A 19,324-nucleotide genomic window follows, 5' to 3' on the forward strand; every position below is an offset into this window, starting at 1 on the left:
CATTTTGCAACGGGCGATACCTTGGTTAATAACCATGGAGTTTCGCGATGATCATTCGACGTCCTTTATTGATTGCCTGTCTTTGCCTGCTCGGTGTCGACACCGTCACCGCGGCCCAGTCTGCTCCCGTCAGCGGGGTGATTCGCTTCAGCGGACAGATTGTCGAGACGAGTTGCATGGCGAGTGGCAGCAGCCATTTTTCTGTCGAGCTGCTTGACTGCCCGCAGGCAAGCACCGGGCAGATCTTCACGGTGAAAAACGTCAGTGCGGCAGGGCGGGGTGAGCCGCGCCAGCAAGTGTTCGTGAAAATGATTGCCGATACCCATGAACAGGAAAAATACTACGACCAGCGTCTGCTACTGACAGACAACAAGGGCCACCAGATAACGACCGGTAATTACGTCGTGACGATGACGCTGCCTTGATGGCTTGGAAAGAATGAATCTGCGCCCCTTGTTTCAAGGTTACTGACAAAAAGGGGCGTCACTAATGAGAATTGTCTGGTTCGTGCAGAACCGTCCCGCGCTTCAGGCTCGCCGCCGCTCTCCCGCGTCACAGAATCCCTCCTTCAACACCACTTGAACCAGGCCGCGCCAACGTTAGCGTGGGCTGTCATCAAGGTGTGGGTTACGTTAAGCGATCCCCCTCGCTATTTTTGAGACAAGTCTCATATCAGACAGATTGGCCCTTGGTTATTTTCTTGAAAGGAAGAATGGAGCTGCCAAAGGTGTCCGATGTTTCTTGAAAATAACCGAAGTCGATCCTTGCGGATCCTGATCGCCGACAGCGACGTGCGCAGAGGCCAGTCGATCGAACAGCAGTTCAACAAGCTGGGCTGTCTCAGCGTGTTGAACGTGTGTACTTATCGCGACCTGAGAATACTGACGTATTACTGCCCCCAACGGTTGAGCCTGGTCGTCGTCAATGCTGAGCTGCTCAGCGAGATGGCGATGGATCCGCTGGATTTTTTCGGGGAAAACCCGCTGATTCGTCATCTGCTGATTTTCAACCCCAGTGATGATCATCAGTGGTCGAAGACCTTCTTCAATCCGCATCCGCAACGCTGGATGCGCCTGGTCTCGAAAATCAATCTGCCGCGCCTGGCGGACTTTCTGATGCTGGCCGATCCGGCGCTCAAGGAACTTGCGGAGCCGGCCTCGCCCGACTCCACGCTATCTTCGTGCGCGAACCGCTAGCTGCTGCACCTTCCCGCGATGATCCATGTACGCGCTGCGGCGCTATTGCCCAGCGCCTGCTGCGCTGCCCACTCGTTTGCCCCATTGTCTTGAATACACTCTAAGGTAAGGCATCATGCTGCTTCGTAAACTCAATCTCGCGCCGCGTTCGGCGCTGTGTTTCGGCTTGTTCTGTCTCATGATTATCGCGATCGGACTGATCGCCCTGCAGCAAGTCGACTTGCTCAACAAGGCAGAAACGTACGTTGAGACCACGATCGTGCCGAGCATCAAACTGCTCGGCCAACTGGATCGTGAGTTCATCGAAATCAAGGGTAATAACGCCCGCTTGCGCAATCCCATCGAAACCCCCGAGCGCAAGGCGCAGGCGCTGATGGACATTCAGCAGTCCCGTCAGCTGATCAAGAAACATCAGCGAGCGCTCATTGATCTGCTGGCCACCGACGCTGGGCGCGAGGCGTTCGAGGAGTTTGCCAAAGCGCAAAAGGTCAATGATCTTGCGCAGGACCAGTACCTCGAAACAGTGGCGAGCGGGCAGCTCGAGGCGGCCATCGCGCTGTCCAAGAATCAGATGCGTGTTGCCTCGGACGGCGTACAGGTCGCGCTCAAGAAGCTGATCGCGCTCAACGAGATCCAAGCCTATGAGGCGGGCAAGCAGGCCGACAATGTCTACGAACACACGCTGTTGATCGTCAGTGTGTTCATCATCATTGCCATCGGTGCTTCGTTGGCCCTGGCCGTGTTGTATACCCGCAGCCTGACGGTGCCGATTGCAGGCTCGCTGAGGGTGGCGGAATGCATCGCCGCCAATGATCTGAGCGAAACCATTGCGCTCGATGGATCCGATGAGGCGGCGCAGATGCTGTCGTCGCTGGCGGCGATGCAGGCCAGTCTGCGCGATGCGCTGATCATGATCCGCGATTCGTCCACCCAACTGGCTGAAACCTCGGAGGTCATGCACGGCGTTACGGAAGATATCTCGCGTATCACTCAGCGTCAGAGCCATGAAATCGAAATGGCCGCCACCGCCGTGACTGAAATGAGCGCAGCGGTGGAGCAGGTGGCGGACAACGCCGCATCGACCTCGCAGTTGACCTCGGAATCAAGTGCGGCAGCCATTGCCGGTCGAAGCCGGGTCAGCGACACGGTAGCCGCCATCAATCTGATGGTGTCCAGCGTGCATAGCACTTCTGCTGAAGTCCAGGCGCTTTCTACCATGGCGAGTGATATCAGCAGCGTGCTGGACGTTATCCGAGAGGTTGCCGAACAAACCAACCTGCTCGCCTTGAACGCGGCCATCGAAGCGGCGCGGGCGGGGGAGGCGGGCCGCGGTTTTGCCGTGGTTGCCGATGAGGTGAGAGGCCTGGCGCAGCGTACTCAGAAATCGACCGAGGACATCGAGTCCATGGTCAGCTCCATTCAGTCGGGCACCAGCCGCGCAGTTACGTCCATGAGCCACACCCGCGCTCAGGCTGAGAGAACGCTCGAAATGGCCAATATCGCCGGAGAAGTGCTGACCGATATCACTGGCTCGCTGAATCTCATCAACGAACGAAACCTGCTGATGGCGACCGCTGCCGAAGAGCAGGCTCAGGTTGCGCGTGAAGTCGACCGCAGCCTGATCAGCATTCGTGACCTGTCCTGTGAAACCGCAGAAGGATCAAAACAGACGGCTGTTGCATCGGCGGAGCTCTCGCAGTTAGCGGCGTCGCTGAACAAATTGACCAAGGAATTCAAGCTCTGACTGTGAGGGTAAAGCCCTGGTTGCCAGGGCTTTTTAATCAGTGCTTGATCGGTGAAGTGAGGTCTTGCGCATCCGGTTCATCATTTTGAGCTGGCGATGCGGTTTGTGCTGTCAGTTGTTCAATGCAGGTGGCGAGTTGTTTTTCATAGCTTTCGAGCACCGCTTCGGCTTCAGCCTCGCGCTCATCGCGCAAGCGGAAGAAGTCGTCGCGACTGAGTTGGTCCGCTACGAGTCGGATATTTTGCTCGATGATCGCGCAGAGTGAGTCTTCATCCTCTAACGCCGCGCTGATTTGTGCTGCGCGTTGAGTGTTTTCGAGTTCGGTCTTTGCCGCCTCGGCGGCCTTCGCCTGTTCCTTCGCGGTAAGCAGGTCGGTTTCCAGGGCCTGCTTTTGTTTCGTCAGACGCTTGAGTTCAGCGGTCATTGACTGGATGGTATCGGAGCGTTGTGTGAGCTGGATCTCCTGCTGTTGCACCACGGCCTTCAGTGGAAACAGATTGTTGAGCTCATAACCGGCGACGACAGTCATGGCGATCAGCGCCAGTGCAAGAATCGTCAGGCAGTAGAGGGCGGCGTTGCTGTGGGGTTTTGCGCTATTGAGGGTATCGAGGGCTCTCACGGAATCGGTTCTCCTATCAAGAACAGTCAGTGTAATGGCCGAGTGTCACTGTGCCTTTAAGACGAGTCTTAAATTGGGCTTTAGTTATTTGCGCTGCGAAAGTGTGATACTAAACAGCGTTTCTGTTTGTAGACTTTTCAGGTTTGGCAGGGTGGTTATTAATCTATGAGAATTGTCTTGTTATTGAATAAATAAATTTTTGCTCAAGTGTTCTTTTTTTATTATCTTCTCGTTCCGGTCGTGGTGATATTCCTGCCAATTAAATAGGTGTGGCTACGTCAGCCATTCAGTTGTTTGCACGCTAGGTAGAGTCAGAGAGAGTGTTATGAAGTTATGCCGTGTATTAATTGTCGGGCTCTTGTATATGTTGTCGTCAAACGCAATGGCGGCGATCTGCGAATTTTATCCGGACAATTCCATGGGCAATATGCAGGTTATCCTGCCGGCCACTCTCTCGGTACCACGTGACGCGCCGAATGGCACGGTTATTTATGAAAGCCCTATCGTGACGCTGGGTCCCATTCCCAGTTCTTTCAGGTGCTCCGCAGTGCACAATGAAGGTGTACGCAATAATGTCGGCATTACTCAGCCGGGCGTGGAGATTTTTCCTATCGGGAATACCGGAATCGGCTGGCAATGGGTCCGACCGCCATCGGGGAAAGCGTGGAAGGGCTTTCCAGGAACTACCGACACTGCTGGCGGTTGGGGTTGGAATGGTTCTGAGCACATCTTGCGTTTTGTAAAGACGGGCACTATTTCCGGCAGTGCGACGATACCTTCAGGCCAACTGGGGACATTTGTCGCTGCTGAAATTGAGCCTTTGGCAATGAATACCAGCGGCACACGAATCGTCTCGCAGTCTTGTGAAACACCTGATGTGAAAGTGGATATGGGTAGCTACACCATGAGCGATTTTTTGCAGAACGGTGACTATGCCAAGGAGAAATACTTCTTTCTTGATATGAAAAACTGTCCTCCTGGAATCAATAACTTCAGGTTCTCCTTTTCGCCCACTGCGGGCAGCCCTGCATGGAGTGCTGATACCGGCGTGGTAAACCTCAACAGTAACTCGACTGCCAAAGGGCTGGCGTTGCAAATGCGCTTCAGTGACAGAAAGATACTCAAACTGAACCAGAATTACATAATGAAAGCGCCAACATCGAGCGGCGGTAATGCATCCGTTTCCTTGCAAGCTCGTTTCGTGCGCATTGAACCTTCCAATGCGCAAATGAGAGCGGGCGATGCCAATGCCGAAATTGCCTTTGTGGTCGAGTATCTATGAGCCCAACAGCTTCTTCACCTCACCCACAATCACCGCAATATCAAAAGGCTTGGGCACCACGACATCAAAAAGATCCGAGCGCTGCATGCCGATATGCGCCTGCGCGCCACTCATCAGGATGATCGGCAGATGTTTGACGGAGGGCTGGGCACGCACGGCTTCGGCGAATTCGAGGCCGTCCATGACCGGCATCATGAAGTCCGTGATGACCAGGGCTGGACGTTCTCTTTCCAGCACTTCGAGAGCCTTCTTGCCATTGCTCGCGGTCACGGTCATGAAGCCCTCATCCTCGAGCGCAAAGCCTAGAATGTCAGCAATCAGATACTCGTCGTCGACTACCAGGATGGTGGTCATGTCATTTCAACCCGCTTGAAGACTTACGAAATCGAACCAGGCAATGACTCAGCTGCGACTGAAGGTTCATTTTTCAAAGCCTTTTCCAGGAACACATCTTGATCACGGATAACCACCTCGAACCGCGACGGGTTGTAGGAGCTATCACGTATCTTGAGAATGGAAAGCGTCCTGTGAAGTTCAGCGTGATTTTCAAAGAACCGCATGAGCATCAGGTTGTCGACAATACTGGACAGGTCAGAGGTCGGTGCGCTGACTTCGGAACCGAACAAATCGCGCATTTCCCAGGAGGCGAACACCGTGACGCCTCTGGATCGCAGCTCGTTCATCAGTGCACTGAAAAAGTCGGTGATGCGTTCCGGGGTGGTAGAAACCCGCGTCATGCCGCTGAGGCTATCGATAAACAGGCGCTTGATGCCTTTTTCATCGACCAGGCTCAGCAGGCGTGCGCCGAGGCCGTCCAGCAAGCCTTCGGTGGTCGGCTGCCAGGCAATGCTCAGCGCACCGCTGTGTTCCATTTGTTCAATATCGATGCCCAGCGAACGGCCTTTGAGCCGCAGCCGCTGCGGGCTTTCATAGAAACCGAAATGCAGGCCCGGCGCTTCCGGCGTCGACTGCGCGATGAACTTCAGACCCAGGGTGGTCTTGCCGATCCCCGAAGGACCCATGACCAGCGTCACGCTGGAGCTGTGCAAGCCGCCTCCGAGGATGTCGTCCATCGAGGCAATGCCGCTTGGGATGCGCGTCATGTCCGCGCTGTCCGGGGCGGACGGGCGTTTGTACAGCGTTTCCAGGCGAGGGTAGATCACCAGGCCGTTATCGGTGATTTCACATTCGTGGACACCGGTCAACGCGCCGCTGCCGCGGGTCTTGCGCAAATGAATGCGGCGCACCGAGCGGGTACCGAACAGCTCTTCGCCCATTTCGATGACGCCGTCGACCATGGTGTGCTCGGGGCTGCCGTCGTCCAGGCGCGAGCTGGTGAGAAACAGCACGGTGCAACCGGCAAACGCCGCATGGCCTTGCAGTTCGGAGATGAATTTTTTCGTGTCGATCGGCGAATCGGCTTTGGACCGTGCATTGAGCAGGCCGTCAACGACCATGACGGTCGCCTTCTGCCGGGTGATTTCGCGGCGAAGCAGCTTCACCACCTCATCGAGGCCTTCGTTTTCCAGCGTGTCGAATGCGCTGACAAACTGTATTTCGGCGCCAACACGCGAGGCGTCGAAGAAGCTCATGGTCGACAGGAACTGAAACAGCCGGTCGTGGGATTCGGCCAGCAACGTGGCGACCAGAACACGACCGCCGTTGCGGGCATGATGAAACCCGAGCTGATTGGCAAGGATGGTCTTGCCGGAACCCGGGCGCCCTTGAATGATGTACGAAGCACCCGCGACAAGGCCTCCCTGAAGCAGCGCGTCGAGTCCTTCGATCCCGCTTTGAAGGCGTTTTAGCTTTTCCACAATGCGACCCTGATCTGAATAAACAGGCTTGTTCAGCCGAATGGTTTAAATGCTAACGCCATTTCCGGTTGAGGGCCATTAAGGTTGAGGGAAAGTAGCGTTTTTGCAACGTGAGCCTGACGAGCGACTGCTCGCGATCAGGGAGTAGGGACACCGGCGGCACGGGAAGATTCGCTTTTCCGATCCCGGAAACGACTAAGCCCCGAATAACCGGGGCTTTGTCGTTCCAAGTGCTCGTTTGGGCCAAGCCTAATAGACCTGAGGCACGATGAGTTCCGGGGGTGTGGGAATGCGCGAATAGTCTTCCTGCCTGACGCGTTGCGGCAGTTCGATTACCGGCATTTCCACCTCTTCGTACGGCATCTGCCCGAGCAGGTGATGGATGCAGTTGAGCCGGGCTTTCTTTTTATCGTCAGCTTGTACCACCCACCACGGTGCTTCGGCGATGTGCGTGCGTTCAAGCATGATTTCCTTGGCCTTGGTATAGGCTTCCCAACGCCTGCGGGACTCCAGATCCATGGGGCTGAGTTTCCACTGCTTGAGCGGGTCATGGATACGGCTGAGAAAACGCAGGTGCTGTTCCTGGTCGGATATGGAGAACCAGTATTTGATCAGCTGGATGCCGGAGCGGGCGAGCATGCGTTCGAATTCCGGTACCGTACGAAAGAATTCCTCGTACTGGTATTCATTGCAGAACCCCATCACTTGTTCCACACCCGCGCGGTTGTACCAGCTACGGTCGAACAACACGATTTCACCCGCCGCCGGCAGGTGCGAGACGTAGCGCTGGAAGTACCACTGAGTGCGTTCGCGGTCGTTGGGGGCGGGTAGGGCGGCGACCCTGCAGACCCTGGGATTCAGGCGTTGGGTGATGCGTTTGATGACACCGCCTTTACCAGCGGCGTCCCGTCCCTCGAACAGGATCACGACTTTGTGGCCCGTCTTGACCACCCAGCTCTGCAGCTTTACCAGTTCGCCTTGCAGGCGGAACAGTTCGCTGAAGTAAGTCCTTCGCGCATCCTTCTCGGAACCCTGCTGCACATGCTCATCGAACAATGCGTTGAGGTCATGGCCGTCTTCGGATAATTCAAGTTCCAGCTCTTCGTCACTGTGATCAAGCAGCTCACGGTGGATGCGCTGTATTAGCGTGTCGTCTGTGGGGAACATGGCAGGGGCTCGCGGCTGAGGATGGCAAAGTGTTAGGCACATTTTGTTACGAACCCATTACATCCATGTGCGCCGCTGCGGTGAGGGCAGGAGGGTACCGTTTGCCACCTCGCTTTCATGAAAACGTCACAAAACTGCTGCAGAGTTCGGGAGCCCGTAATCACTAGGTGTCATTTAATGAAACGTTCGATGAAGTCTGCTGCACTCGCCATTGCGGTATCTCTTTGTGCCACCTCGGCCTCCTTTGCAGCAGAAAATGTTCGCCTGACGGGGTCAGGAGCTAGTTTCCCGGCACCGATCTACCTGACCTGGTTCAAGGATTTCAGCAAGAAATCCGATGGCGTCACTGTGGATTACCAATCCAAGGGCAGCGGCGCGGGCGTACAGGATTTCTTGAACAAAACCGTAGATTTCGCTGCCAGTGACTCGGCAATGAAAGACGAAGATATCGCTAAGGTCGCCGAAGGCGTGCAGTTGCTGCCGATGACTGCCGGGGAAATCGTGCTGGCCTACAACCTGCCGGGCAATCCCAAGGGTCTGAAGCTGCCACGCGAGGTGTATTCCAACATTTTCCTGGGCAAGATCACGCGCTGGAACGATCCGCAGATCGTCGCTGCCAACCCGGACCTGAAACTGTCCGATACGCCGATCACGGTTGTCGTGCGTGCAGATTCCAGCGGTACGACCGCGGTATTCACCAAGCACCTGGCAACCGTCAACGCCGAGTTCAAGCAGGCGCTGGGTGAGGGCAACACCGTCAACTGGCCGGCCAGTGACAAATTCATCAAATCGCCGAAAAACGATGGCGTAACGGCTACCGTGCGCCAGACCCCAGGTGCGATTGGTTACATCGAATATGGCTTCGCCAAGCTCGCCAAGGTCGACTTTGCCCAGTTGCAGAACAAGGCTGGCAATTACGTAGTGCCAAACGCCGAAAGCGGTGCCGAGGCCCTGGCGGCGGTGAAAATGCCGGAAAACCTGGTGGCCTGGCTGCCTGATCCGGACGGTGCCAAGTCCTATCCGATCACCTCTTATACCTGGATGATTTTCCGCAAGGACAATGGCAACCCGGCCAAGGCCAAGGCTATGCGTGAAATGGTCGAATACAGCCTGACCGAGGGGCAGAAGATTGCCGATTCGATGGGCTACATCCCGTTGCCGCAATCGGTCGTCGAACAGGTTCGCAAAGCGTCCGCCAACATTCAGTAACGCCGTGAGGTCTCTCTCGGCATGTGCGTCTGCGCCACGCCGGGAGAGTTTCCCCCCTGTTCCGGACTTAGCCCATGAACAAACCTTTTGTCGTACCGGTTAATCCCGACTCTGCCTGCCAGCCACCCTCGACGAAGGACTTCCTGGTGGATCGCACTTTTCGCGCGCTGGCGCGAATCGGCGTGGTGCTGATTCTTGCGCTGGTATTTGCGCTGGTGTTCGAAGTCGGACGCAAGGCACTTCCCGGTATGGAGAAGCACGGCTTCGATGTGCTGCTGGGCAGCGTGTGGGACGTCAACCAAGGCAAATACGGCATCCTGCCGGCCATCTGGGGCACGCTCTACAGCGCCTTCATCGCGCTGCTGATCGCCGGTTTCTTCGGCGTGAGCATGGCGATTTTCCTGACCCAGGATTTCCTGCCGACCAAGCTCGCTGCGCTGTTTCGGACCATCGTCGAACTGCTGGCAGCCATTCCCAGCGTGGTCTATGGCCTGTGGGGGATCTATGTGGTGATCCCGGCGATTCGGCCGCTGACGACCTGGTTGAACAGCGAACTGGGCTGGATTCCCTTTTTCGGCACATCCCTGAGCGGTCCGGGTCTGCTGCCCGCAGCGCTGGTGCTCGCCATCATGATTCTGCCGACCATTGCCGCCGTGTCGCAGGACGCGCTGACGGCTGTGCCGATGAAAACCAAGCAGGCCGCGTACGGCATGGGCACTACCCATTGGGAAGCGATTCTCAAAGTAATGGTGCCTTCGGCCGCCACCGGCATCTTCGGCTCGCTGGTGCTGGGCCTGGGGCGCGCGCTGGGTGAGACGATGGCGCTGGCCATGCTCGTCGGCAACGCCAACAACATTTCCCTCTCGCTGTTTGCCCCCGCCAACACGCTTGCCGCTTTGCTGGCGCTGAACTTCCCTGAAGCCGGGCCGAACGAGATCGAGGTGTTGATGTACGCCGCGCTGGTGCTGATGCTGATTACGCTGATCGTGAACATCTTCGGTTCGATGATCATGATGTACGCCCAACGGGGTAACAAGTGATGACTGACCTGACCGCAGCAACCGACCTGACTGCGCCGACAGGCGCGATGCCCAGCTTGCAACGCAAGTTCGAAGGGCGCGCGCTGCGCAGCCTGATCCTGACCACCCTGGTCTGGGCAGGTGCTCTGCTGGCCAGCGTGCCGCTGATTTCCGTGCTCTACATGCTGATCACCCGTGGTGGCGCGCGCCTGAACCTGGAAGTCTTCACCGAACTGCCACCGACCGGCTTCGAGATGGGCGGCGGTTTCGGTAACGCGATGGCAGGTACCTTTGTGATGGTCGGTATCGCGGCAGCGATCGCGGTGCCGGTCGGGATCATGGCGGCGATCTTCCTGGCTGAGCTGGGGCCGGACAGCAAACTGGGCAACGCCGCGCGTTTCGCCGCCAAAATGCTCACGGGCCTGCCGTCGATCCTGGCGGGGGTATTTGCCTATGCCCTGGTGGTGATGACGACCGGCACGTATTCGGCACCGGCGGGTGGCGTGGCACTGGCGGTCCTGATGCTGCCGATCGTCGTGCTGACCGCGGAAGAATCGATGCGGATGGTGCCCAAGATCATGAAAGATGCCGCTTATGGCATGGGCTGCACTCGCTCGCAGGTGATCTGGAAAATCATCTTGCCGACCGGCATGCCGGCGATCCTGACTGGCGTGATGCTCGCCGTGGCGCGTGCCGCAGGCGAAACGGCACCGCTGTTGTTTACCGCGCTGTTCAGCAACTACTGGATCTACCACCAGGGCAATCTCGATGTCATGAACCCGACTGCCTCGCTGGCGGTGCTGATCTACAACTTCTCCGGCATGCCTTTCGATAACCAGCTCGAGCTCGCATGGGCGGCCTCGTTGGTGCTGGTGATGATCGTGCTGTTCGTGAACATCATCAGCCGTATTTTCGGCAAGCCCAAGTATTAAGAACGGGAGCAACTGATTTTGAACGTATCCACTGCGCAAATAGCCGCTCCGTTTGTCACCCAGGCGCCTGTAGTCATGGACTGCAAACTGGACAAGATTTTCTACGGGAACTTCATGGCGGTACGTGACAGTCACGTGCCGATCGAGAAAAACAAGATCACTGGATTCATCGGGCCCTCAGGCTGCGGCAAGAGCACCGTGCTGCGTAGCCTCAACCGGATGAACGACTTGGTGAAGGGGTTTCGTTTCGAGGGCCATGTGCATTTCCTCGGGCAGGACGTCTACGGCAAGGGTGTCGACCCGGTGGTCGTGCGCCGCTACATCGGCATGGTGTTTCAACAGCCAAACCCGTTTTCGATGAGCATCTTCGACAACGTTGCGTTTGGTCTGCGCCTCAATCGCTACAAGGGCGATATTGGCGATCGCGTCAAGCATGCGCTGCAAGGCGCCGCGCTGTGGGATGAAGTCAAGGACAAGCTCAAGGTCAGCGGCCTGTCGCTCTCCGGTGGCCAGCAGCAACGCCTGTGTATCGCTCGCGCCATCGCCACTGAGCCGGAAGTCCTGCTGCTGGATGAGCCTTGTTCGGCACTCGACCCGATCGCCACCCGACGCGTCGAAGAATTGATGGTCGAGTTGAAGAAGGACTACACCATCGCACTGGTCACTCACAACATGCAGCAAGCCATCCGTGTCGCTGACACCACGGCGTTTTTCTCGGTGGATATTTCCCAGGGCACGCGCACGGGCTATCTGGTCGAGATGGGCCCGACGGCGCAGATCTTCGACAATCCGCGGGAACAGATGACCGGCGATTACATCAGCGGCAAGTTCAGCTAAGTCACAGCACCGGTCACGGCCGCCTACCTGCACAAGCCAAATGGATTTGGCGGGCACCGGCGGACATTCACCAAGCGTTTCCAAGGAGCTCCAATGCCTGCCAAGCACCGTCTTGATTTGCCTGCGATTGAACGCGCACTGCGTAACGTGCAGAGCCGTTTCGCCGAGCTCAGCCGGCACTTCACCGAGCCCCGAGACCCGTTCACTGACGAAGTCCTGAACAATGTGCTTGAAGGTTATGCGTTGGTTGACGAATATGTTGCCCGCGGCGTCGACCTGTTCGATCTGCAGCAACTGAACCTGATGCTGGAGATCAATGCCACGGTGCTGTGTGGCCGGGATCCGGCACGCCGGCTCGAATACGCCCAGCATCTGGCAGCCACCGAAGCGCACTTCTTCAACAATGTTGAGGGAGGCATCAAGGACTTGTACAACTGGTATTGCGCGTATCGCAGTGAATCGGTCTGGAAGCGTGCAGCGGGGGTCTATGTGCGCATTCTGAGCAAGCCGCAGCTGTTTATCGAAGGCAATAACCGCAGTGGCTCGCTGATTGTCAGCTACCTGCTCATGCGGGCGGGGCTGCCTCCGTTCGTGCTGACGCTTGAAAACGCCGAGGGCTATTTCAACCCGTCCTCGGTCATCCGCAACTCCGCCAAGCATGGCGTCAAGGCGTTGTACGAATTGCCCAAGATCAAGAAAAAATACGCAGCATTTTTAGAAGAACAGGCGCCCGAACCAATGAAGTTCTTTCTCAAAGACAAGCCCCTGCCTGTCTCCCACGGTGGCCATTGATGAGCGGGGCTCCAGCATCGGCCAAATGCAGAACCTTCGCCAGCCGGGCAGGGCAGGCCATCCGCTGCGCTCTGCCGCAGCTGTTCAGGCGTCAGCGCATACGAATTTCGTTCGATATCGATGACACGCTCGCTTGCCAGCTCCACCACTGCGCAGTCGAGAAAAGCCGACTTCCCGCCTGTATTCATCGTTGGCTGGGTGAGCCGTTGCGCATGGGCACGCGATCGCTGATCCGCGAGCTGCGCCGCCAGGACTGCAGCATCTGGGTCTACACCTCATCCGGGCGCACGCCGTCCTATATCAGGCGCTGGTTGGCGCTGTACGGCATCCGCGTCGACGGCGTGGTCAACAGCGTGCTGCACAACCGTGCCCTGACGGCGCACGGGATGTCGAATGCGCCTTCAAAATATCCACCAGCGTTCGATATTGACTTGCATGTCGATGATTCGGAGGGCGTGCAGCTTGAAGGCAAGGATCATGGCTTCCGGGTGGTCGTGGTGCATCCCGAGGATGATCGCTGGGCGCAGAAAGTGCTGGATTCGGTGGCCAAGGTCCAGGCGCAGCTCGCTTGGCAGCAGATGTTCAGACATAAAAAGCCGGTGCCAAAACGGGCGGAGACGTTCTTTGAGCCGCTTGGCTGAGCGAGTACGCGTTGGCTATCTGGACAGCAGCGCTTTTTATCGCTCTACGGCGACGCATTTGATCTCCACGAGAAGGCCAGGTCGAGCCAACTCACTGACACCAATGCAGGTCCACGTGCAAGTGCTTCTCGGAAAGACTTTATCCTTCACGCGTCTGAAAGTTGGCATGTGACGGTGCATATCGACGTGATAAGTTGTCATTTCTACGACATCTTCAAATTTACAGCCACCTGCCTCCAAGACGACCCGGAGATTGTCCCATGCAGCCAAGAACTGCTGCTCAGGGTCTTCGATAACGAATAATTCCGGCGTCCTGCCTACCTGACCCGCGCAGTAGAGAGTTTTTCCTACCTTTACTGCTGGTGCATAACCAGCACGCTCGCAGATCAATCTCATGCCATCTGGAACAATGATCTGACGATCAGTCATGATTGCGGAGCCCCAAAGTTAGAACGGTTACGAAAGCTAACTCAGGGGCCAGAGCCGCGTCCACTCAGTTCACTTCTCATCTATTAATCAACCCCACAGGTGCTTTTAGCCGCTGCTGAGTCTTTTTGAACTCATTACCTAATGTGGCTACCTCGATCGATGCAAAAGGCGCGAGCCGGGAGCGTTACTGATCAGAAGCATTTCGATGGTTGGTTCGCTACTAGGCTGGCTCGTCAGTTCGTGTCGTCATCACCTTGAAATATATCTGCGTAAAGTCGCGCGACTGTAGGGGTAAGGTTATGACCGGTAGGAATGAGAAAGTCGGCGTGTGGTGCGAGCCGTTTTACGTAGATGACTTCGTAAACCCTGCGCACGATTCCAGGTGCTGTTTCTTCCCGGTCCAGGCCAGGCATTATCCCTACCGCTTTGTAACCGGCTTGCTCCAGTGCTTGTTGCATATACGGCGTGCGGGTTGTTGCCATGCCATAGATCAGCCCCGCGCCGATGAACGTGCCGATTTTTTCTCCCAGGTCCTGGGCCGCAACGGCCAGTCTGGCTTGTCTGTGCGGTTTGGCTACCGCGCCGACCCGCCCGAAAATAACGTCAGCACCGTCAATTTTTTCCCACGTGGCGATAGCGACAATCTCATCGTTCTGGCGGACGACGGTAGCAAATATGCCTCGATCCGGATCTTCTTCGAGCACCACGTTGTCTGCGTAGAACTGCTGGTCCAGAAACGGGCTTGCCAACCCCACCGAAATGGAGGGAAACCATGTCCGGAAAAAATCTGTCGCGACATTGATCTCCTCACGTTTCAGGTAATCCCAACTGTAGCCATAGGGTAAATCGGTGAAGCTGCGAATTTGCTCGATCGTTGGCCATTTCATGCGGTTCTGCTCGTTTGTCTGATTGCTTCGATAAGTGGCGCCGGGGTCAGCCCCGAGGGGTGGGGTTATTGGGGGTGTCGGGGCATGCCTGGCGGCGATCTGCCTGTGGCGCTCGACCACTTCGCCAATGACCAACTGCATCAGCCTCTGCACGATGGCCGTATCCAGCTCAGCCTCCTGAGCAAGTGCTGCCAGACGCTGGTATTGCTGCTGCTCTCTGGCCTCGTCTACCGCAGGCAACTGATATCGGGCTTTGAGCAATCCGACCTCATCGGTACAGCGAAACCGTTCCGCGAGCAGATGGATGAGCGCGGCGTCGATATTGTCGATGGTTTTCCTGAATGTTGAGAGTTGACGCGCGATGTCGGAGTTTTCCATGAATGACCTCGTGACAGGTGTTCGAAAGAGCTTCTCAATGATTCGTCTGCTGAACGAAAACCGACCAGTCCTTGTCGCCATCCCCCCTGGCTACCGCCGACTTCATTTTCAATCGAACGGCATCCGCCGCTGGCAACTCCAGCCCTTTGAGACGACCCGCATCGATCGCCAGATTCATATCCTTGAGGCCAAGCGACAGTTTGAATCCCGGTTCAAAATTGCTGCTGACGATGTTCTGCCCATAACGTTGATAACTGGGGCAGGCGAACAGGGTCTGGGTCATGAGCTTGATGAAAATCGAAGGGCTCAGTCCGTGGCGTTGAACGAGTCCGCTGGCTTCGCCCAGAGACTGGATGGCTTGGGTGATCATCATGTTGCCGGCGATTTTCGCGATACAGGCCTGTTCAGGTTGATCGCCCAGATACCAGGTTTTTTTCCCGAGCAGGTCGAGCAGCGGTTGGACGGTCGAGACAGCGGCCTGCGATCCGGCCGCCAGGATATTCAACTCGCCCTTGGCCGCCACGGCGGGCACGCCGAAAACCGGCGCCGCGATCAATGGCATGCCGACGGCTTCATGTTCGCGCTGCAACTCCAACATCAGCGAAGGCGACAAGGTCGACATCACGACATGCACGCAAGCTTTGTCTGCAGTTTCCAGAACAGCGCTGGCGAGCAGCACTTGCCTGACAGCGGCATCATCGGCCAGAAGAGTGATGACCACCTCTTGCTGGAACGCCGAGGCCGGCGATTCGATAACGCTGATGCCTTCGAGATCCTTGATCGCCGCGTGATTGCGGTTCCATGCCGAGACGTGATGGCCAGCGCGGACGAGCAGTGGAATGATGGCTCTGCCCATGCTTCCCACTCCGATAAAACCAATCTTCATTTGCAGTCTCCGGTTGGTATTCGACGACGGTGAATGCAGACAAGTATGTCGGGCACGGGATTGCTACGGCACTGCCATTGCTGCACTCTCACTGTTCATTTTTGTACGGGGGCGGAGCATGGACTGGAGTGATGTGCGGGTCTTTCTCGCGATTGCCCGCAGCGGGTCATTAGGGGCTGCCGCCAAGCTGTTGGGGGTCAGCCATCCGACCGTGGGGCGGCGCTTGCAGGTGCTGGAACAGTTCAGTGGCCAACCCGTTTTCCTGCGTACCAACCAAGGTCTCGTGTTGACCGACAGCGGCGAGAAGCTCCTCAGCCTCGCGCAGGAAATGGAGCAAAGTGCGTTGGCCATCGAAAGGCGCCTCGCGGGGGACAGCGCACAGCCCGAAGGTGTGCTGCGCATTTCCTGCGCTGACTGGTTCGCCTGTTATGTCCTGGCCCCGGTGCTGAGTGAACTGGGCCGGCGTTATCCATTGATCGTGCCCGAGGTCATTGCCGGGCATCGATTGTTTGATCTGGCTCGCCGCGACGCCGACATCGCGTTTCGCATCGTTCCGTTCACCGAACCCGATATCGTGCACCGCAAGCTGATCTCCTTGAGTTACGGGTTATACGCAGCCGTTGGATCTGCTGACCCTGAGCCACAGGGCGCCGGGCTGGGTCTGATCACCATGAGTGTTGCCCAGTCCCATTATCCCGATGTGCAGTGGCTGCAGCAGCGTTACCCTCTGGCGCGTACCGTGTTTACCAGTAGCAGTCGCACAGTCCAGGCGCAAATGTGTGCGCAGGGGCAGGGCGTCGCGGTATTGCCCCGCGCTTTGGGCGACCAGTTGACGGCGCTGCGTCTGATCGATTCAGATGAACCGCCACCAGGCCGCGACATTTGGATGGGCTACCACCAGGACATGCGCCAGATGGACAGCCTGCGCGCGCTTGCCGACCTGGCCTCCGTCATGATTGGCACTCAGGCAGGCGGTTGATTCACTCTGCCGGCTGCATGGCCGCCGTTTGCAGCTCTGCAGCAGGTTGGCGCGCCAGGCTCAGGCTCAGTCCTGCGCCTACGGCCAGACAGGCAGCGATGCACAGTATGGCGACGGTGAAGGCGTGGGTGATGGCCGCCGCGTCCGTGTCCTTGCCCAGAAGCGTGTAAAAAATGCCACCGATGATCGCCACGCTCAGTGCTGTGCTGATTTGCAGGGTGGAACTAGTGATGCCCGCAATCATGCCGGAATACGCCGGTGCCACGCGTCCAGTGATCATGCGCATCAATGTCGGAAGGGCCAGTCCTTGTCCGAAGCCGATCAGAAAGAGAATCACGGCAAGGGACAGCGCAGAGGGCGTGACGGCCGTCGGTGTGTGCGCCACGAGCCAGGCCAACAGTACGAACCCCAGCACTTCGAGTGCCATTCCGAAGGGATTCACATAAGACCCCAGCAAACGCCGGAACAGATGGGTGGCGAGCGGCCCCAGCAAGAAACCAGCGCCGAATGGCAGAAAGACCAGACCTGCACTGAGCGGGCTCGTATGCAGCGCGCCCTGTAAATAGATGGAAAGCAGCAGGAAGAACACACCGATTGCGTAAAAAGTCAGCGCCACCAGCAATGCCCGGCCCAGCCCGGGCGCACGTAGTGCAGCAGGGTTCAGCAACGGCGCGCCTTGCGCTTGATACAAGCGGGCTTCGTAGCGCCAGAACAGCCAGGCAAGCAGTGGTGCCGCCGCCAGCGACAGCCAGGCCCACAACGGCCAGCCCGCTTCACGTCCCTCGATCAGCGGAACGATCAGCGCCGCAAGCGTCACCATCGACAACAGCGTTCCACCCAGATCCAGCTTGCTGGTCTGGGGTGCGCGGGTTTCCTTGACCACGGGGATGGCGATCAGAATGACCAGCAACGCAATCGGTAAATTCACCAGAAATATCGTCCGCCAGCCCAGGTTCATCAGGTTGAGCGAGATCAGAATCCCGCCAAGTGCCTGGCCGACTACCGACGCCAAACCAAACACCGCACCGTACAGGCTCAACGCCAAGGGTTTTTCCGACTCAGGGAATATCGCCTGCACTGAAGCGAGTGCCTGCGGCGCCATTACAGCGGCCGTCACGCCTTGCAGCGAGCGTCCGGCGATCAACACCCAGGGTGACTCGGCGACACCGCAGATCAGTGAGGCGACGGCAAAGCCAATCAGGCCAACGAAGAACATTCTCATGCGGCCAAAGATGTCACCAAGCCGTCCGCCGGTGATCAGTGTCACGGCATACAGCGCCGCGTAAGAAGAGATGATCAACTGTTCGGCAGAGGAGGCCGTGCCTAGCGATTGCTGAATCGAAGGCAGCGCTACGTTCACGATGAAGAAATCCAGCGGCGGCAAGAATGCACCGACCAACAGGATGGCGAACATCAGCCAGCGCCGCTGTTCCGGAAGGGCTACTATTTTCTCAGGCATAAGGTCTCCTTTCTGAAACCCTTCGGCTCCAGAATATTTTCGATTGCGGGTCATGCTTTGAATCAGCTGACTTCAATCTAAACGATCAAACCCTGGCTGACGCCTCACATAAATGAACGGCCAATGTTCATTTATGGCAGTGCCGCTACGCCCCTGCCTCCTCGCACAATGGCCGCACTGTGGTTCCAGTCGAGCCACACAACCGAAATCGAGGAGTCAGTTATGTCGGGTAAATTCGCTGATCAGGTCGCAGTCGTCACCGGCGCGTCCACCGGGATCGGATTTGCGATTGCACAGGGTTTGATTGCCGAGGGCGCCAGGCGCGTTTACATCACCGGGCGTTCTGCAGCCACGCTGGAGGCGGCGGTGGCCAAGCTTGGCGACAGGGCGGTCGCGGTCATTTCCGATGTCGCGCGCCAGGTTGATCTGGACGAGCTCAAGGCGACGATTGAGGCGCACGACGATCAACTGGACTCAGTGTTTGCCAATGCGGGTATTTGTGAAAAGAACCCGCTGGGCGAGACCACCGAGGCCGCCTATTTCAACATGTTCGACATCAACGTAAAGGGAGTCTTTTTTACTGTACAGACGTTGATGCCATTGTTGAAAAATGGCGCTTCGATCGTACTGACGGCCTCTATCTGTTCCAGCAATGGCATGGAAGGACTGAGCCTCTACAACGCGTCCAAAGCCGCGGTACGTTCCTTTGCCAGGACGTGGGCCAACGAACTCAAAGGTCGCAAGATCAGAGCGAATGTCCTGAGCCCTGGCTTCACCCGCACACCGCTGATGGATAACGGCTTGAAGATGAGCGAAAGCGACGTCGCCGCGCTGCGTCAGCACGTCGAGCAGATCACGCCATTGGGGTACATGGCCGAGCCTGAGGAAATCGCCTCGTCGGCGCTGTTTCTTGCGTCTGCCGATGCGAAATATGTCAACGGTGTGGAGTTGATGGTCGACGGCGGCCTGTCGCAGATCTGACCACGTGCTCAACCGTAGCGCAGCCCTCGCGCAGGGCTGCCTTCCTCGCTTATGCGCAGCCCCTGCAGGA

20 protein-coding genes are annotated in these 19,324 nt (G+C 57.3%); 12 read left to right on the forward strand and 8 right to left on the reverse strand.

Going from position 1 to position 19,324, the window contains the following annotated elements:
- Positions 1-47 precede the first annotated feature (47 nt).
- From QRN33_RS16050 to QRN33_RS16060, 3 genes are all read left to right on the forward strand, one after another.
- Positions 48-425 (forward strand): fimbrial protein, encoded by a 378-nt coding sequence (locus QRN33_RS16050; protein ID WP_064361719.1) that lies wholly within the window; start codon positions 48-50, stop codon positions 423-425.
- A gap of 339 nt (positions 426-764) precedes the next feature.
- Positions 765-1,196, forward strand: coding sequence for a hypothetical protein (locus tag QRN33_RS16055; protein WP_052512493.1), 432 nt, complete (start codon positions 765-767; stop codon positions 1,194-1,196).
- A gap of 115 nt (positions 1,197-1,311) precedes the next feature.
- Positions 1,312-2,940, forward strand: coding sequence for a methyl-accepting chemotaxis protein (locus QRN33_RS16060; protein ID WP_123418309.1), 1,629 nt, complete (start codon positions 1,312-1,314; stop codon positions 2,938-2,940).
- A 37-nt stretch (positions 2,941-2,977) separates the two neighbouring features.
- Here QRN33_RS16060 and QRN33_RS16065 read toward each other — a convergent pair whose 3' ends face one another.
- Positions 2,978-3,559 (reverse strand): hypothetical protein, encoded by a 582-nt coding sequence (locus tag QRN33_RS16065; protein ID WP_285409351.1) that lies wholly within the window; start codon positions 3,557-3,559, stop codon positions 2,978-2,980.
- A 325-nt stretch (positions 3,560-3,884) separates the two neighbouring features.
- On the opposite strand from QRN33_RS16065, the gene QRN33_RS16070 reads away from it, so the two are divergent.
- Positions 3,885-4,841, forward strand: a complete 957-nt coding sequence (locus tag QRN33_RS16070) for a fimbrial protein (RefSeq protein WP_227974436.1) — start codon at positions 3,885-3,887, stop codon at positions 4,839-4,841.
- Here QRN33_RS16070 and QRN33_RS16075 read toward each other — a convergent pair.
- The 3 genes from QRN33_RS16075 to ppk2 all read right to left on the reverse strand — a co-directional run bounded on the left by QRN33_RS16075 (position 4,836) and on the right by ppk2 (position 7,825).
- A complete protein-coding gene (locus tag QRN33_RS16075) occupies positions 4,836-5,195 on the reverse strand; it encodes a response regulator (protein WP_042609803.1) in 360 nt (119 codons plus the stop codon). The genes QRN33_RS16070 and QRN33_RS16075 overlap by 6 nt on opposite strands.
- A 23-nt stretch (positions 5,196-5,218) precedes the next feature.
- Positions 5,219-6,658, reverse strand: coding sequence for an ATPase domain-containing protein (locus tag QRN33_RS16080; RefSeq protein ID WP_285409352.1), 1,440 nt, complete (start codon positions 6,656-6,658; stop codon positions 5,219-5,221).
- 249 nt (positions 6,659-6,907) lie between these two features.
- Complete coding sequence (ppk2, locus tag QRN33_RS16085) at positions 6,908-7,825, reverse strand: polyphosphate kinase 2 (RefSeq protein WP_123418307.1); 918 nt, start codon at positions 7,823-7,825, stop codon at positions 6,908-6,910.
- Between the two features lie 177 nt (positions 7,826-8,002).
- Between ppk2 and pstS the strand changes: the two genes are divergently transcribed.
- The 6 genes from pstS (at position 8,003) to QRN33_RS16115 (ending at position 13,255) form a co-directional block, all read left to right on the forward strand.
- Entirely contained in the window at positions 8,003-9,034 is a 1,032-nt protein-coding gene (gene pstS / locus QRN33_RS16090) for a phosphate ABC transporter substrate-binding protein PstS (protein ID WP_064361713.1), read from the forward strand.
- Positions 9,035-9,108: 74 nt separating this feature from the next.
- Positions 9,109-10,074: a phosphate ABC transporter permease subunit PstC gene (gene pstC, locus QRN33_RS16095; RefSeq protein ID WP_042609807.1), complete on the forward strand. Its 966-nt coding sequence runs from the start codon at positions 9,109-9,111 to the stop codon at positions 10,072-10,074.
- A complete protein-coding gene (gene pstA, locus QRN33_RS16100) occupies positions 10,074-10,985 on the forward strand; it encodes a phosphate ABC transporter permease PstA (protein WP_065617250.1) in 912 nt (303 codons plus the stop codon). Before pstC ends, pstA begins: the two co-directional genes overlap by 1 nt.
- Positions 10,986-11,060: 75 nt before the next feature.
- Positions 11,061-11,822, forward strand: a complete 762-nt coding sequence (gene pstB / locus QRN33_RS16105) for a phosphate ABC transporter ATP-binding protein PstB (protein ID WP_016774591.1) — start codon at positions 11,061-11,063, stop codon at positions 11,820-11,822.
- 93 nt (positions 11,823-11,915) lie between these two features.
- On the forward strand, positions 11,916-12,614 hold the full coding sequence (locus QRN33_RS16110; RefSeq protein ID WP_083352860.1) for a hypothetical protein: 699 nt from the start codon (positions 11,916-11,918) through the stop codon (positions 12,612-12,614).
- Positions 12,614-13,255, forward strand: a complete 642-nt coding sequence (locus QRN33_RS16115; protein WP_285409353.1) for a hypothetical protein — start codon at positions 12,614-12,616, stop codon at positions 13,253-13,255. Before QRN33_RS16110 ends, QRN33_RS16115 begins: the two co-directional genes overlap by 1 nt.
- Positions 13,256-13,291: 36 nt before the next feature.
- Here QRN33_RS16115 and QRN33_RS16120 read toward each other — a convergent pair whose 3' ends face one another.
- The 3 genes from QRN33_RS16120 to QRN33_RS16130 form a co-directional block, all read right to left on the reverse strand.
- Entirely contained in the window at positions 13,292-13,684 is a 393-nt protein-coding gene (locus QRN33_RS16120; protein WP_285409354.1) for a RidA family protein, read from the reverse strand.
- Positions 13,685-13,917: 233 nt separating this feature from the next.
- Complete coding sequence (locus QRN33_RS16125; protein WP_065617253.1) at positions 13,918-14,949, reverse strand: chorismate mutase; 1,032 nt, start codon at positions 14,947-14,949, stop codon at positions 13,918-13,920.
- A 34-nt stretch (positions 14,950-14,983) separates the two neighbouring features.
- On the reverse strand, positions 14,984-15,835 hold the full coding sequence (locus QRN33_RS16130) for an NAD(P)-dependent oxidoreductase (protein WP_285409355.1): 852 nt from the start codon (positions 15,833-15,835) through the stop codon (positions 14,984-14,986).
- A gap of 118 nt (positions 15,836-15,953) precedes the next feature.
- Between QRN33_RS16130 and QRN33_RS16135 the strand changes: the two genes are divergently transcribed.
- Positions 15,954-16,814, forward strand: coding sequence for a LysR family transcriptional regulator (locus tag QRN33_RS16135; RefSeq protein ID WP_285409356.1), 861 nt, complete (start codon positions 15,954-15,956; stop codon positions 16,812-16,814).
- Between the two features lies 1 nt (position 16,815).
- On the opposite strand, the gene QRN33_RS16140 is transcribed toward QRN33_RS16135, so the two are convergent.
- The gene (locus tag QRN33_RS16140) at positions 16,816-18,327 is read right to left on the reverse strand and encodes an MFS transporter (RefSeq protein ID WP_350310283.1); all 1,512 of its coding nucleotides are present in this window, start codon (positions 18,325-18,327) and stop codon (positions 16,816-16,818) included.
- A 168-nt stretch (positions 18,328-18,495) separates the two neighbouring features.
- Between QRN33_RS16140 and QRN33_RS16145 the strand changes: the two genes are divergently transcribed.
- Positions 18,496-19,254: an SDR family oxidoreductase gene (locus tag QRN33_RS16145; protein WP_064361704.1), complete on the forward strand. Its 759-nt coding sequence runs from the start codon at positions 18,496-18,498 to the stop codon at positions 19,252-19,254.
- Positions 19,255-19,324 lie beyond the last annotated feature (70 nt).

This window comes from Pseudomonas sp. FR229a, from assembly GCF_030209115.1.
GTDB classification, from domain to species: Bacteria; Pseudomonadota; Gammaproteobacteria; order Pseudomonadales; family Pseudomonadaceae; genus Aquipseudomonas; species Aquipseudomonas moraviensis_A.